Below are 13,853 nucleotides of genomic sequence, written 5' to 3'. Positions count from 1 at the left end.
CGCCATGAGCAACGAACATATCCTGCGGGCCTTTGACCGTGATCTTGAGGCGGTTCAGGCCATGATCATGAAGATGGGCGGGCTGGTGGAAACCGCGCTGGCCGACGCCGCGCGCGCGGTGGACACGCTGGACGAGGTTTTGGCCGATCAGGTGCGCGCGGGCGATGCCGCGATTGACGCGCTGGAAGAGCAGGTCAATGCTGAATGTGCCCGGCTGATTGCGCTTCGTGCACCGATGGGTACCGATCTGCGGATGGTGCTGTCGGTGATGAAGATCGCTTCGAACCTTGAACGCTGCGGCGATTATGCCAAGAACTTGGCCAAACGCTCAAAGGTGCTGGCGGGGTTGCAGCCTTTGCCGGGGGCCACAGGCTCGCTCAAGCGGATGGCCAAGGCGGTGGGGCTGTTGCTGAAGGATTCGCTCGATGCCTTCATCGCGCGCGATGGCGGGCTGGCAGCCGAAGTGCGGCTGCGCGACCATGAGATTGACCAGATGTACAACGCGCTCTTTCGCGAGCTTTTGACCCATATGCTCGAGGACAGCCGCACCATCACGCCGGCGATGCAGCTGCATTTCATCGCGAAGAACGTCGAACGGGTGGGGGACCATGCCACAACCATCGCCGAACAGGTGATTTACATGACGACCGGCAGCCTGCCCGCCGATGCGCGGCCCAAGGTGGATGCGGTTGCGGGGCTGGGGGGCCAGGTCTGATGGCCGCCCCAAAGCCAGTTGTCCTTTTGGTCGAGGACGAACCGGCGCAGCGCGAGATCCTGCGCTATAACCTTGAGGCCGACGGCTTTGCCGTGGTCTGCGCGGCAGACGGTGAAGAGGCGATGGAGCGGTTGGCCGAGGGCTTGCCGGACCTGATCCTTCTGGACTGGATGATGCCGCATGTCTCGGGAATTGAGGTGTGCCGCCGCATCCGGGCGCGGCCCGAGACGCGGGGGATCCCGGTTCTGATGCTCTCGGCGCGTTCGGAAGAGGTCGACAAGGTGCGCGGCCTTGAGACGGGCGCGGATGATTACATCATCAAGCCCTATTCCGTGGCCGAATTGATGGCGCGCCTGCGCGCGCATCTGCGCCGCGTGCGCCCGGCGCAGGCTGGCGAAGTGCTGGAATGGCAGGATATCCGGCTTGATCCGGAAACCCACCGCGTGACCCGGGCGGGGGCAGGGCTAAAGCTTGGCCCGACCGAGTTTCGCCTGTTGTCATGCCTGATGGAACGTCCGGGCCGGGTGTTCAGCCGCGAGCAACTGTTGGATCGCGTGTGGGGCCGGGATGTTTACGTCGACAGCCGCACGGTAGACGTGCATGTGGGCCGGCTGCGCAAAGCGCTGATGGCGACTGGCGGCGAGGATCCGCTGCGTACGGTGCGCGGCGCGGGCTATTCCTTGGGCTGAGGCGCCCAAGGTGCTGAGCGGGCTTGCCGGGCGAGGGGCTGGCAGGGTTTCGATCAAGGCGCGTCCCGACCTTTGGTGCCGCTGGATCAGGCTTTTGCGGATGCGGCCCGTCAGAACGGGCAGGGCAGGTGTGCTGGCCTCAGCCAAAGACGGCAGGCGTACCGCGATGTCTTGAACTTGTGCGCGGGTGAGCATCTTGTCTGCCTCCGGACCCAGCAAAAGCGATTCCGACGGCGCCCCCTCGGCCCAGATCACTTGATGACGATCAAAGAGCAGGTGGATGTAGGTCACCTCCGCGACGCTGTCGTCCAAGACAATACCCGGCAGGCCAACCAGTTTGCACGCCGCAACCAAAGCTGCGCTGTGGCCCGTCAGCGCGCGCAGGGGGGCCGAGGCGATCAGCATCCGGTGTTGGCGTGACACCCGAATCTCGCGCTGCGGCAGGCCCAGCCCCAAGGCTCCGGCGGCAACTTTGACCGGATGAAGCATTGGGTTGCGCCGAAGATCATCCTTGCCAAGCCGCCGCTGCCCGACCCAGCGCAGGGGTTGGTGCGAGCCGTCCAGCACGCGCACCAAATCGCCGGGCCGCAGATCCTCAACCGGTTTCGCGCCCAGCACCGTCATGATCCGCGTACCTGCGGCAAAGCACAAGACATCCACCACATTGCCAAACAGCGTTAAGATCTCGGCCGGGGTGATGGCGGCGTTTGTGCTGTTGGAGTAAAAATCCAGCGGGATGGTCGAATAAAACACCGTCCCCGACCCGTAGGGATAGGTGAAGGCCACCACTTGGTTGGGATTGGCCCGCGTCAGCAACGGCACCGCGCCCGGCGGCAAAGAGGCAAGCGTCACATAGCGATGCGACGACAGGTTGCCGCCATCGAAGGTGGCGTTAGTGATCCCGGCGGTAAAGGCTGCGGGCGCGCCTGCGGCGATGTTCACATCCGTCGCCCCAGAGGTGACATTGCGCACCACCGAAATCGCGCTGCCGCCCGGCAGGATGGTTTGGGCATTGGTCACATTGCGGTCAAAGATCACAAGGTTCATGCCGTTTTGAACCGCTGTCGCAATCGCCGCCTGATTGGCCAGATACTCTGCCCCGAAATTCGTGTTCGAGGGGTTGGTGACGTAAAGCGTGTCAATCCCGGCCAGTTGCGCGGCATTGGGCACGGTGATGTTCACGGCCGTATGGCCGTTGCCGGTCAATTCATTGACCTGATACGAGCCGCCTTGGCCCAAGGACATGTCGTAATACCCGACCGTCGCCATATGTCACCTCAACAATCGCGCTCTTTGAGTGGCGCTTTTCATGTCTTTGGTCCGGATTTCGGCGTATTCTTCGAAAAATGGATCAAATAATGGCGTATGTTTGAATCTGGCGCGGGGCGCGGTCAAGCAAAACCGGGCTGTGGCGGCGGACGGCCTGCAGTTTGTGCAAGAGTGTGATTCCTTTGCAAGAACTCAGGCCCATTGCACCCTAGCCCTTGTTGCGCGATTGTCGGAAGAGGGCGCTCGTGTAGATCACCAGCGCCGTCCAGATCAGCACAAAGGCCACCAGCCGCGCTGAATCAAAGGGCTCGCCAAACCAGAACACCGCTGTCAGGAAGATCATCGTCGGCGCGATGTATTGCAGGATGCCGATGGTCGAAAGCTTCAAAAGCTTCGCCCCGTTGGCGTAGATCATCAAAGGCACCGCCGTGACGACGCCGCAGCCCAACAAGAGAAGGCTGTCCGCGGGGTCCGAGGCCAAAAACACCGCCTCACCGCGTGCCGAAAGCCAGATCGCATAGCCCAAGGCAAAGGGCAAAAGTAGGATCACTTCCAGCGCGAAACCCTGATTGGGCCCAATCGGCAGCATCTTTTTGAAATAAGCGTAGAACCCCCATGTCACAGTCAGGCTCAGCGCCACCAGTGGCACGCGGCCGACCTGCCATGTCAGGTAGGCCACCGCCAAGGCGGCCAGCGCGATGGCCAGCTTTTGCGCAAGGTTTAGGCGTTCCTTGATCAGCACCGCGCCCAGGAACACCGAAAACAGCGGATTGATGTAATAGCCCAAGGCCGCCTCAAGCGCATGGCCGGTCTGGATCGACCAGACATAGATCCCCCAGTTGATCGAGATCAGCCCCGCTGTGACCGCCCCCATCGCCAACATGCGCGGGGTGCGTAGGGCGGTCTTCAGCTCGGCTGTGCGCCCGAGGAAGGCGAGGATCACCAAGGCAATCGGCACCGACCAAATCACCCGATGCGCCAGCACTTCCAGCGTCGGGATATGCGACAGCGCCTTCATGTACAGCGGCAGGAACCCCCACAAGAGATAAGCGGTCAGCGCAAAGGCAAAGCCGCGCGGGGTGTCGATATTGGGGCGGGGTGCGATGGTCATGCGGCCTGACTAACCTAGGGCGCGCGGGGCCGCCAATGCTATCTTGTGAGAGGTGCAATAAGCAGGACTTATGGTTTTTGCCTGCCGTCCGCTGGTTTCAGCGCCGTGCCGAGGTATGGCGGCGGGCCAGATAATCGCGGGTGAAGGCGGCATAGCCTTGCGACGTCACCTGCAACTGGTCCTGCATCAGGTCATGCAAGGCGGGCAGGCGGTGAAATGGCACGTTGGGGTAGACGTGGTGTTCGACGTGAAAGGGCATGTTCCACGCCAGAAAGCGCACGGCCCGCGTGGTGAATGTGGTGCGGGTGTTCTCGAACATATTGGCCACCTGCGGGCAATCGCCATGTTCGGCCAAAAGGTAAAGCCTGAGGAAGGGCTGTCCCAGAAGCACGGGCACGAGCCAAACCCAGAGCAGGATCGGCGTCCAAACGAACGTGATGGCAAGGGTTGCATAGCCCACCAGCATCCAGCGCGCCTCGGCCCGGATGCGCGGCAGGGCGGGGCTTGGCAGATACGCCGCCACACCGCGCCCAAAGGCCAGCGCCAAGGTGATCCGCGCCATGCCCAGCCAATAGGGCAGGCCCGAGACGTGCCACAGCCACTGGGCGCGGGTTTCGGGCTTGGCACCCTCCAGCTCGGGGTCGCGGCCGGGGATATTGGTCCAGCGGTGATGGGCAAGGTGGAAGTAGCGAAACCACTCGAAGGGCAAAAGCAGCACAACCCCGCAGGCCCGGCCGACCCAGTCGTTTAGAGCGGGCGTGGCAAAGGGGGTACGGTGGGTGCATTCATGTTCCAGCGTAAAGAGGAAGATCAGCGCAACGCCTTGCAACGGCAACAGCGCCCACCAGCTCGGCAGCCCCAGCGCAATGGCCGCGCCGAGGGCGGCAATCAGCCCCAGATGCCCGGCCAGATGCCACAGCCCCGCACGGTTCGACAGCGCGGTGAGGCGGGCTTTGTCCTCGGGCGGCAGGGCGGCGACAAACTGTTTGTGGTCCATGCGCGGCCTATCCCCGTGGCAGGTCAAAGCCGGGATCGGCGAGCTCAAAGCCTTCAAACCGGAACCCCGGGCTGACGGTGCATGTCACAAGGCTCCACGCGCCAAGGCTGCGCGCGGCTTGCCAATGCCCGACGGGGACCACGGCCTGCGCCTGATCGTCGCCCAGAACATCGGGCCCCATGCGGATGTCGCGCGCCACCGTCTCGCCCAGTGACAGCAGCAAGGGCGCACCTGCGTTCCAAATCCAGATTTCATCAGCATCCACGCGGTGCCAATGGCTGCGCTCGCCCGCCTTGAGCAAGAAAAGGATCGCCGTGCCACTGGCGCGGGTGCCTGTACCGATGTGCAAATCGGGGCCGACCCAGGTTTGGCGATACCAGCCGCCTTCGGGGTGGGGGTGCAGGCCCAGCTTTGCAATGATCTGGTCGGCTTCGGTCATGCCTCTCTCCAGTCTCCGGGGGTAAGCCCCTGCAAGGTCCAATCGCCCACCCGCCAGCGGATCAGCCGCAGGCAGGGCAGGCCCACGGCGGCGCACATGCGCCGCACCTGGCGGTTGCGGCCTTCGCGGAGGGTGAGTTCGATCCAGCCATCGGGCACGGTCTTGCGCTCGCGGATCGGCGGGGTGCGGGGCCAGAGCCAGTCAGGCGGCGCCACGGCGTGGGCGCGGGCGGGCAGAGTGGGGCCGTCTTTCAGCGTGACGCCCTTGGACAGGGCTTCGATCGCGTTCTCGCTCACCACGCCTTCGACTTGGGCGTAGTAGGTCTTTTCCATCTTGTGCCGGGGGTCTGCAATGCGCGCCTGCAAGCGGCCATCGTCGGTCAGGATCACAAGCCCCTCGCTGTCACGGTCGAGCCGCCCGGCGGGATAGACCCCCTTGACCGGCACCACATCGGCCAAGGTCGCGCGACCCTCACCATCAGTGAACTGGCACAGCATGTCATAGGGTTTGTTCAGAAGGATCAGCATGACCCCTGATAGCACGGGCCTTGAAGCTTGCGCCACGGCATGCCAGCCTTTTGTGATGCAAAAGCCAATGGAAAAGATCGTCATCATCGGGGCCGGGTTGATCGGGGCGACGCTGGCCTTTCAACTGGCGCGCTCGGGCCGCGCTGTGACGGTGGTGGAGGCGGGGTTGCCCGCCCAAGCCGCCTCTGGTCGCAGTTTTGGCTGGATCAACGCCAGTTTTGCGTTGTCAGAAGCCCATTTTGCCCTGCGCGTGGCTGGAATGGCGGCGCATGAGCGGTTGGCGCGGGCCGTGCCCGGCCATCACCGGGCCAGCGGGTGCCTGTGGTGGGAAGAGGCGGGGGAGGCCTTTGCCGCCACGGCGGACCGGCTCCAGGCGGCGGGTTATCCGGTGGAGCGGTTGACGCGGGCGGGCGTTTTGGCGCGCGAACCCGCGCTGAAAACTCCACCGGAGGAGGCGCTGTTTTTCCCAAGCGAGGGCTGGGTGGACCCCGCCGCGCTGACGCGCGCATTGTTGGCCGCGTCAGGTGCTCGGGTGCTGGCGGGGGTTTCGGCGCGGATTCTGGTGGCAAACGGTCGGGCCTCAGGGGTGGACACGCTCCTTGGCCCGATCATGGCCAATCAGGTGGTGATCGCGGCGGGCCTTGGCGCGCCTGCGCTGCTGGCCCCCTTGGGGCTGAACTTGCCCATGCTGCACCGCCCGGGGCTGATGCTGCGCACCGCCCCTGTGGCCTTGCGTCTGGCCCATATTCTGGCCGCGCCAGAACAAGAAATCCGCCAAGACGATGCGGGGCGGCTGTTGGCCCCGGCGGCGGCCTTTCACCAATCAGATGAAGGTGGGAATCTCGCAGATCCCTTGGGGCAGGCGGAGGCGGCCATGGCGCGGATCGGAGGGCTTTTGGGCCTGTCGGGATTGCGGGCTGAGCGCGTGGTGCAGGCCGAACGCCCGGTGCCGGGCGACGGGCTGCCAGTCGTGGGGGCAGTGCCGGGGGTGGCGGGGCTTTGGCTGTCGGTCATGCATTCCGGCGTGACGTTGGCCGCGATTGCGGCGGAAGGATTGGCGGGCGAGATGGCGGGGCGAGGGGTCTTGCCGGTTCTGCGCCCATTCCAACCCGTTCGCCTCTTGCACAGCACATGACAAAGGCGCGGCAGTTGCCCGCCGCGCCTTTGTTTTCGATGATGATCTCTTACTTCAGGATCGAACGCCCGGCATATTCTGCCGTCTCGCCCAAAATTTCCTCGATCCGGATCAGTTGGTTATACTTGGCCAACCGGTCCGAGCGCGACAGCGAGCCGGTCTTGATCTGTCCGCAGTTGGTGGCGACCGCGAGATCGGCGATCGTGGCATCCTCGGTTTCGCCCGAGCGGTGGCTCATCACATTGGTATAGCGCGCGCGGTGGGCCATATCGACGGCCTGCAGCGTTTCGGTCAGGGTGCCGATCTGGTTGACCTTGACCAGCATGGAGTTCGCAACGCCCTTGGAAATCCCCTCGGCCAGACGGCGCGGATTGGTGACGAAGAGATCGTCGCCCACCAATTGCACCTTGTCGCCCAGCGTGTCGGTCAAGAGCTTCCAGCCCTCCCAGTCATCTTCCGAACAGCCGTCTTCAATGCTGATGATCGGGTAATCCTTGGCCAGACCGGCCAGGAAATCGACGTTCTGCGCGATGGTCAGCGATTTGCCTTCGCCCTTCATCTCATACTTGCCGCCCTTGAAGTATTCGGTCGCGGCGCAGTCGAGGGCAAGGAACATATCCTGCCCGGCCTTGTAGCCTGCCTTCTCAATGGATTGCAAAATGAAATCAAGCGCTTCACGGGCAGACTTCAAGTTCGGTGCAAAGCCGCCTTCGTCACCAATCCCGGTGTTGTGACCTGCCTTCTGCAGCTCTTTCTTCAGCGTGTGGAACACTTCGGCGCCCATGCGGATGGCGTCGCGGATGTTGTCCGCGCCGACCGGCATGATCATGAATTCCTGAATGTCGATCGGGTTGTCAGCGTGTTCGCCGCCGTTGATGATGTTCATCATCGGCACCGGCAAAACGCGGGCCGAGGTGCCGCCGACATAGCGGAACAAAGGCTGGCCGGTGAATTCGGCGGCCGCCTTGGCCACGGCCAAGGACACGCCGAGAATGGCATTGGCCCCAAGGCGCGATTTGTTCGGCGTGCCGTCCATTTCAATCATGGTGCGGTCAATGCCGACCTGTTCGGTGGCGTCATAGCCGACGAGTTCCTCGGCAATCTCGCCGTTCACCGCCGCGACTGCTTCGAGCACGCCCTTGCCCATAAAACGCGACTTGTCGCCGTCGCGCTTTTCATTGGCCTCATGCGCGCCGGTGGAGGCGCCCGATGGCACCGCGGCGCGGCCCATGGCACCGCTTTCAAGATAGACGTCGACCTCAACCGTCGGGTTGCCCCGGCTGTCGAGGATCTCGCGGGCGTGGATGTCGATGATCGTGCTCATGGGGCGCTCCTGGGGGCTGCAAAGCTTTTGCGCCTCTTACACGGTCAGAACCGACATGGAAAGTCTCTGCGGCGCGGCGAAGGCGGGTTTAGCTTTGCGCGGCCCGCGCACGCATCCGCTCGCGGGTAAAGGTGTAAAGCCCTGATCCAATAATCAGCGCCGCACCGATCAGCATGGCCGGGCCGGGCCGTTCGCCCAAGACCAGCATCGCAAGGATCAGCGCAAAGACGAGGCGCGTATAGCGGAAGGGGGCAATGACGGCCGCTTCGCCCATGCGGGTCGCGGCGGTGACCGCGTAATAGCCGAAAAGGCCCGATATCAGCGCCATCATCAGATCAAAGCTGCGTGTCGGGTCAATCGCGCCGGGACCGTCGCCACCCAGCGCCATCAGGATCAGCCCCGCCGGGATCAGCGCGATATAGGCCCAAGTGACAAGCTGGAAGGTGCCAATATCCTCTGGCATGGCGCGCGTGGCCAGATCGCGAGAGGCCAGAACGATCACGCAAAGCACCGTCAGAATACCAGCCGCCTGAAAGCCGTCATTCCACGGCTGCAAGACGATGAGCACGCCCAGAAAGCCGACGCCAATCGCCGTCCAACGCCGCCAGCCGACCTTTTCCCCCAAGAACAGCGCGGCTCCCATGGTCACCACCAGCGGGGAGGCTTGCAAAAGGGCCGAGTTGATGGACAAAGGGATCAGCGCGAGGGCGGTGATGTAAAGCATCGTCGCCGCTGCCTCGGACAGAGCGCGGATCAAGGGCGCGCCTTGAAGCGCACGGCGGGTCAGGATCGGCTGGCGCTTTATCGCGGCCAGCGCCCAAAACACTATGGCCCCGCCCACGCCCATCATGGCGATAACCTGACCGGGTGGCAGCGCCATGGCGGCGCGTTTCAAAAACAGATCCTCGACCGCAAAGGCCGCCATCGCCCCCACCATCAAAAGGGTGGCGGTCGCGTTGTCGGTTTGTCTCACGGGGTGCTGCTTTTCTTGAGGGGAACCGCCAGCAATTCCAGACGATGCCCGATCAGCCGATATCCCAGCCGGGCCGCGATCTTTTCCTGCAGCGCCTCGATGTCAGGATCGACGAATTCGATCACCTCGCCCGACACGACGTCGATCAGGTGGTCATGATGGTCGCGTTCGGCGTCTTCATAGCGCGCGCGCCCGTCGCCGAATTCCAGCTTGTCCAGAATCCCGGCCTCTTCCAGCAGTTTGACCGTGCGGTAAACCGTGGCCAACGAGATGCGCGCATCAATGGCGGCGGCGCGGGCGTGCAGCTCTTCGACATCGGGGTGATCTTCGGCTGCACCAATGACACGCGCCAGGACCCGGCGCTGGTCTGTCATGCGCAGGCCCTTGGCCTCGCAGCGGGCGATGATGTCGCGCATCGGTGCAGTCCTTTTGCTGGGGATGGGCTTTACGCGATGTTGGACCACAGGGCCAGACGGATTTGAAGCCAAGGGGAATTCCGACGAGGCCCGCGATTTTGGGCGCATCGGCCGTGCTTCGCTTGCACGGGGGGCAAGGAGTGCCTAGCTTTCGGATGTTGCCAGCACGGCACCGGAATGAGTTGAAGGGGTTGGCCTTGGACGGCGATGACTATGGGCGGCTGATCTATCTGGGGCTTCTTCTGGCGGCGGTGGCCGGATGGGGTCTGTCGGAATATCGCGGCCGCATGGGGCAGGGCTTGCGCGCCTTTCTGGCTTGGGGCCTGATCGTGGTCGGGCTGATGGCGGGCTATGGGCTGTGGCAGGACATCCGCCATGACGTGATGCCGTCGCAAGTGGCCCATGCAGACGCGGTGGAAATTCCCCGTGCCGCAGACGGGCATTACTACATCACCCTGATGATCGACGGCCAGCCGATGGAGTTCATGGCCGATACCGGGGCGAGCGGCGTGGTCCTCAGTAAGGCCGATGCAGAGCGCTTGGGGATCAATCTGGCCGATCTGGTCTATGCCGGGCAAAGCCAAACCGCCAATGGCATTGTGCGCACCGCGCGGGTGCGGCTGGCCGAGGTCACCCTTGGCCCGTTTTACGATGAAAGCATCGGTGCCTTTGTGAATGAAGGCGATATGGACGGCTCATTGCTGGGGATGGAGTACCTTGGCCGCTATGCGATTGAAATCACAGGCGATCAGATGATCTTGCGCCGTTAAGAGAGCGCCGTCACGCTTTGGGGGATCGAATAACCCCGATGGCCGCAAGGGCGGCATCCAGCGCGTGATCGGCCCCAAGATCGGCCCGGGCGCGGGCCTTCAGGGCATCAAACCTGACCCGAAGCGCGCGTTTTTCTTCCCCTTGGCAATCGTTCCAAGGTCGGCCCTGCAGGCCCATCACCAAGACATAATAGCCAATGAAATGCGGCTGGGTGCCCGCCTCGATCAGCCGCAGATAGGCGGCATCGGCCCCCATGTCGCGGATCTCATCGGCCGAATGAATCTCGGCGCGGGCAAAGGCGGCCTCGGTCGCGGGCCCAAGATTAAGGATAGAGGAGACAGGATCCGGCATGGCGTGCAGAAAAAAGGCCAGCGCGTGGCTGGCCCGTTCCCCTTAGATCGAAGCCCAATCGCGGAAGATCGGCTGCTGGCCGCCCTGCTGCTGGGCCGGGGCGCCGCCCGATTGGCCTTGTTGCTGGCTTGGGCTGGTGCTGCCGCCTTGCTGGGGGCTCGGTGTATTCGACATGGGACTGCTCCGCTCACGACATTGTTGAAGGTCTCGGCGTTCTGCCGATGACCATCCTGAACAGGGATGCGGGCAAGACCGCGCCCGAACTTCGTTCAGAATTCGACCATTTAATGCTAATTTTCGCCATCTGCAACGCAAAGAATGGTTGCAGGGGTGCCGTGACCCGTCAGCTTTTCGTGACTGTGGCTGCAAGGACGCGGTTGGCGGCGCGGGAAGATCGGGTGCAGGCGCTAGGCAACCGCTGTCGCGGGAAAGCCAATCGCGGCCAGCGCCTTGACGGCCTCGGCGGCGGGACCGGCCACGCTGACTTGGCGCTGAGCCAGATCAACGGTGATCGGGGCCATGCCGGCAAGCGGGGTCAGGGCCGCCTCGACCGAGGCTTTGCAATGCCCGCAGCTCATGTCTGGAACGGAAAGCAGGGTCATGGCGATCTCCTTGGTTGCTCTGATGATATGGCGCGTGATGGTGGGTCCATGCAAGGGGTCTGGCTTCCCAGTCGCGGGGTTTTGATCCTGCCCGCCCTTGACCTTTGCCGCATCGGCGCGCCCTTATGATCCTATGAGCACCACCATCCGATTTGAGCTGGAGGGCATGAGCTGCGCCTCTTGCGTCGCGCGGGCCGAGCGGGCGCTGACCGCCGAGGCCGGGGTGACGCATGCCAGCGTGAACCTTGGCACTGAAACCGCAGAGGTCGCCTATGACGCCCCTGCCACGGCGGAAACGCTGGCGGCTGCGCTCGCGCAGGCGGGATATCCTGCGCGGCAGCGGCAGGTGGTGCTTGCGGTCGAAGGCATGACCTGTGCGGCCTGCACGGGCCGGGTGGAGCGCGTGTTGCGCGCTCAGCCCGGAGTTGCGGGGGCGACGGCCAATCTGGCCACGCGGGCGGCGACGGTGACGCTCTGGGGGCAGGTGGACGCGAGCACGCTGGCCGCCGCCGTCTCGCGCGCAGGGTTTCAGGCCGCGCCGATGGCGGAAAGCGGGGCCAAGGATCCCAAGGCGGAAGAGGCCGCCTTGTGGCGCGAGACGGCCATTGCCGGGGCACTGACTTTGCCGGTCTTTGTGGTGGAAATGGGCGGGCATCTGGTGCCGGGCTTTCACCATTGGCTGCATGGGCTGGTGGGGACGCAGAGCCTGTGGCTGATGCAATTCCTGCTGGTGACGCTGGTGCTGGTCTGGCCCGGAGCGCGGTTCTTCCGCAAAGGTGTGCCAGCGCTTCTGCGCGCCTCGCCCGATATGAACAGCCTTGTTTCGTTGGGGGCGGGGGCGGCTTGGGCCTATTCGGTTTTGGTCACCTTTGCGCCGGGGCTGATCCCGGCGGACAGCCGTGCGGTGTATTTTGAGGCGGCGGCGGTGATCGTGACGCTGATCCTCTTTGGTCGCAGTCTTGAGGCGCGGGCACGCGGGCGCGCGGGGGCTGCGATTGCGCGGCTTGTGGCCTTGCAGCCGCGCACCGCCTTGCGCCTGTCGCCCCAGCCCGAGGAGGTGCCGATTGCCGCCCTTTTGGTCGGTGACCGCGTGCAACTGCGCCCGGGTGAGCGGATTGCGGTGGATGGTGTGGTGCTGGAGGGTGCCTCCACCGTCGATGAATCCATGCTCACAGGTGAGCCGATTCCGGTGGCCAAGCTCGTTGGCGACACTCTGACGGGTGGCACAGTGAACGGCACCGGGGGTCTGGTGATGGAGGTGCGCGCCGTGGGGGCGGCCACGGTTCTGGCACGCATCATCGCCATGGTGGCCGAGGCGCAGGGCGGCAAGCTGCCGGTGCAGGCGCTTGTGGACCGCATCACGCTGTGGTTCGTGCCGGTGGTGATGGGGCTGGCGGGTCTGGCCTTTGCCGTCTGGCTTGTGCTGGGTCCGGGGCTGGCCGAGGCGATGGTGGCGGGGGTGTCGGTGCTGATCATCGCCTGTCCCTGCGCCATGGGTCTTGCGACGCCGGTGTCGATCCTTGTGGGCACCGGACGGGCGGCAGAGATGGGCATTCTCTTTCGCAAGGGCGAGGCTTTGCAGCGGTTAGAGACGGTTCAGCGCGTGGCCTTTGACAAGACCGGCACGCTGACCATGGGCAAACCCTTGGTGCAACGGGTGCAGGCTTTGCCTGGCTTGGACGCCCACCAGCTTTTGGCGTTGGCCGCGGCGGTAGAGCAAGGCTCGGAACATCCGCTGGCGGCGGCGGTGCTGGCTGAGGTGGCGCGCCTTGGGTTGGCCGTCCCACAGGCGACCGGCTTTCAGGCCCATCCCGGCTTGGGGGCCGAGGCAGAGGTGGCGGGTGCGCGGGTGCAGGTCGGCTCGGCGCGGCTGTTCCAACCGCTGGACCTTGATCTTGCACAGATGTGCAGCGCTGCTCAGGCGCAGGGCCAAGGCGTGCTTTTGGTCGGCCGCGAAGGCCGGGCCGAAGCGGCGATTGTGGTGTCCGACCCGGTCAAGCCAAACGCGGCCGGCACCGTGGATCAGCTTGAAAAGATGGGCATAACTTCGGTGATGATCACCGGGGACGCAGGCGCGACGGCGCAGGCCATAGCTGCGCTTATCGGAATTAAGACTGTGCATAGCGAGATTATGCCTGCACAAAAAGCCGAAGTGATCCGCAGTCTTGGGGCGGGCACGGCCTTTGTGGGCGATGGGTTAAACGATGCCCCAGCGCTGGCCTTGGCCGATGTGGGCATTGCCATGGGCACCGGCACCGATGTGGCGATTGAGGCGGGTGATGTGGTGTTGATGCGCGGCGATCCCCAAGGCGTGGTGCAGGCCATTGGCCTGTCACGCGCGGTGATGCGCAACATTCGGCAGAACCTCTTTTGGGCCTTTGGCTATAACGCTGTTCTGGTTCCGGTGGCCGCGGGGGTTCTGGTGCCGTTTGGCGGTCCGCAACTCTCGCCCATGCTGGGTGCCGGGGCGATGGCCTTGTCGTCGGTCTTTGTCTTGGGCAATGCGCTGCGGCTGCGCGGCTGGCGGGGATAGC

The 13,853-nt window shown here is 64.2% G+C and carries 15 protein-coding genes and 1 pseudogene; 5 read left to right on the top strand and 11 right to left on the bottom strand.

Translation table 11 applies throughout. The features are described from left to right. Nucleotides 1–4 precede the first annotated feature (4 nt). Both phoU and phoB read left to right on the top strand, forming a co-directional pair. Nucleotides 5–715: a phosphate signaling complex protein PhoU gene (phoU, locus tag AC72UB_RS05455; RefSeq protein WP_505188881.1), complete on the top strand. Its 711-nt coding sequence runs from the start codon at nucleotides 5–7 to the stop codon at nucleotides 713–715. Next, nucleotides 715–1,404 carry a phosphate regulon transcriptional regulator PhoB gene (phoB, locus tag AC72UB_RS05450; protein WP_505188880.1) on the top strand — a complete coding sequence of 230 codons (690 nt, stop codon included), beginning with the start codon at nucleotides 715–717 and terminating at the stop codon, nucleotides 1,402–1,404. Before phoU ends, phoB begins: the two co-directional genes overlap by 1 nt. A 222-nt stretch (nucleotides 1,405–1,626) precedes the next feature. On the opposite strand, the pseudogene AC72UB_RS05445 reads toward phoB, so the two are convergent. The 5 genes and pseudogenes from AC72UB_RS05445 to AC72UB_RS05425 all read right to left on the bottom strand — a co-directional run. After that, nucleotides 1,627–2,451, bottom strand: a pseudogene (locus AC72UB_RS05445) (Hint domain-containing protein); the annotation flags it as partial. 430 nt (nucleotides 2,452–2,881) lie between these two features. Beyond that, nucleotides 2,882–3,784: an EamA family transporter RarD gene (rarD, locus tag AC72UB_RS05440; protein WP_505188879.1), complete on the bottom strand. Its 903-nt coding sequence runs from the start codon at nucleotides 3,782–3,784 to the stop codon at nucleotides 2,882–2,884. Nucleotides 3,785–3,881: 97 nt separating this feature from the next. Then, a complete protein-coding gene (locus AC72UB_RS05435; RefSeq protein WP_505188878.1) occupies nucleotides 3,882–4,781 on the bottom strand; it encodes a fatty acid desaturase in 900 nt (299 codons plus the stop codon). A gap of 7 nt (nucleotides 4,782–4,788) precedes the next feature. Then, entirely contained in the window at nucleotides 4,789–5,220 is a 432-nt protein-coding gene (locus AC72UB_RS05430; protein WP_505188877.1) for a cupin domain-containing protein, read from the bottom strand. After that, on the bottom strand, nucleotides 5,217–5,747 hold the full coding sequence (locus AC72UB_RS05425; protein WP_505188876.1) for a pseudouridine synthase: 531 nt from the start codon (nucleotides 5,745–5,747) through the stop codon (nucleotides 5,217–5,219). The genes AC72UB_RS05430 and AC72UB_RS05425 overlap by 4 nt, the downstream gene beginning before the upstream one ends. A 55-nt stretch (nucleotides 5,748–5,802) precedes the next feature. Between AC72UB_RS05425 and AC72UB_RS05420 the strand changes: the two genes are divergently transcribed. Next, the gene (locus tag AC72UB_RS05420) at nucleotides 5,803–6,882 is read left to right on the top strand and encodes an NAD(P)/FAD-dependent oxidoreductase (protein ID WP_505188875.1); all 1,080 of its coding nucleotides are present in this window, start codon (nucleotides 5,803–5,805) and stop codon (nucleotides 6,880–6,882) included. A 49-nt stretch (nucleotides 6,883–6,931) separates the two neighbouring features. Here the strand turns inward: AC72UB_RS05420 and eno are convergent, their stop codons facing one another. The 3 genes from eno to AC72UB_RS05405 all read right to left on the bottom strand — a co-directional run bounded on the left by eno (nucleotide 6,932) and on the right by AC72UB_RS05405 (nucleotide 9,595). Next, a complete protein-coding gene (eno, locus tag AC72UB_RS05415) occupies nucleotides 6,932–8,206 on the bottom strand; it encodes a phosphopyruvate hydratase (protein WP_505188874.1) in 1,275 nt (424 codons plus the stop codon). Nucleotides 8,207–8,294: 88 nt separating this feature from the next. Next, nucleotides 8,295–9,179 carry a DMT family transporter gene (locus AC72UB_RS05410; RefSeq protein ID WP_505188873.1) on the bottom strand — a complete coding sequence of 295 codons (885 nt, stop codon included), beginning with the start codon at nucleotides 9,177–9,179 and terminating at the stop codon, nucleotides 8,295–8,297. Continuing rightward, nucleotides 9,176–9,595 (bottom strand): Fur family transcriptional regulator, encoded by a 420-nt coding sequence (locus AC72UB_RS05405; RefSeq protein ID WP_505188872.1) that lies wholly within the window; start codon nucleotides 9,593–9,595, stop codon nucleotides 9,176–9,178. The genes AC72UB_RS05410 and AC72UB_RS05405 overlap by 4 nt, the downstream gene beginning before the upstream one ends. A gap of 197 nt (nucleotides 9,596–9,792) precedes the next feature. On the opposite strand from AC72UB_RS05405, the gene AC72UB_RS05400 reads away from it, so the two are divergent. Continuing rightward, nucleotides 9,793–10,365 (top strand): retropepsin-like aspartic protease family protein, encoded by a 573-nt coding sequence (locus AC72UB_RS05400; RefSeq protein WP_505189131.1) that lies wholly within the window; start codon nucleotides 9,793–9,795, stop codon nucleotides 10,363–10,365. A 10-nt stretch (nucleotides 10,366–10,375) separates the two neighbouring features. On the opposite strand, the gene AC72UB_RS05395 is transcribed toward AC72UB_RS05400, so the two are convergent. The 3 genes from AC72UB_RS05395 to AC72UB_RS05385 all read right to left on the bottom strand — a co-directional run bounded on the left by AC72UB_RS05395 (nucleotide 10,376) and on the right by AC72UB_RS05385 (nucleotide 11,319). After that, entirely contained in the window at nucleotides 10,376–10,717 is a 342-nt protein-coding gene (locus tag AC72UB_RS05395; protein ID WP_505188871.1) for a TfoX/Sxy family DNA transformation protein, read from the bottom strand. Nucleotides 10,718–10,759: 42 nt separating this feature from the next. Then, nucleotides 10,760–10,891 (bottom strand): hypothetical protein, encoded by a 132-nt coding sequence (locus AC72UB_RS05390; protein WP_463289343.1) that lies wholly within the window; start codon nucleotides 10,889–10,891, stop codon nucleotides 10,760–10,762. A gap of 233 nt (nucleotides 10,892–11,124) precedes the next feature. Then, nucleotides 11,125–11,319 (bottom strand): cation transporter, encoded by a 195-nt coding sequence (locus AC72UB_RS05385; protein ID WP_505188870.1) that lies wholly within the window; start codon nucleotides 11,317–11,319, stop codon nucleotides 11,125–11,127. A gap of 133 nt (nucleotides 11,320–11,452) precedes the next feature. Between AC72UB_RS05385 and AC72UB_RS05380 the strand changes: the two genes are divergently transcribed. Then, nucleotides 11,453–13,852, top strand: a complete 2,400-nt coding sequence (locus AC72UB_RS05380; protein ID WP_505188869.1) for a heavy metal translocating P-type ATPase — start codon at nucleotides 11,453–11,455, stop codon at nucleotides 13,850–13,852. Nucleotide 13,853 lies beyond the last annotated feature (1 nt).

It is taken from the genome of Allotabrizicola aquatica (SeqCode), from assembly GCF_965194375.1.
Classification (GTDB): Bacteria; Pseudomonadota; Alphaproteobacteria; order Rhodobacterales; family Rhodobacteraceae; genus Tabrizicola_A; species Tabrizicola_A aquatica.
This window is presented reverse-complemented; position numbering and strand designations above follow the sequence as displayed.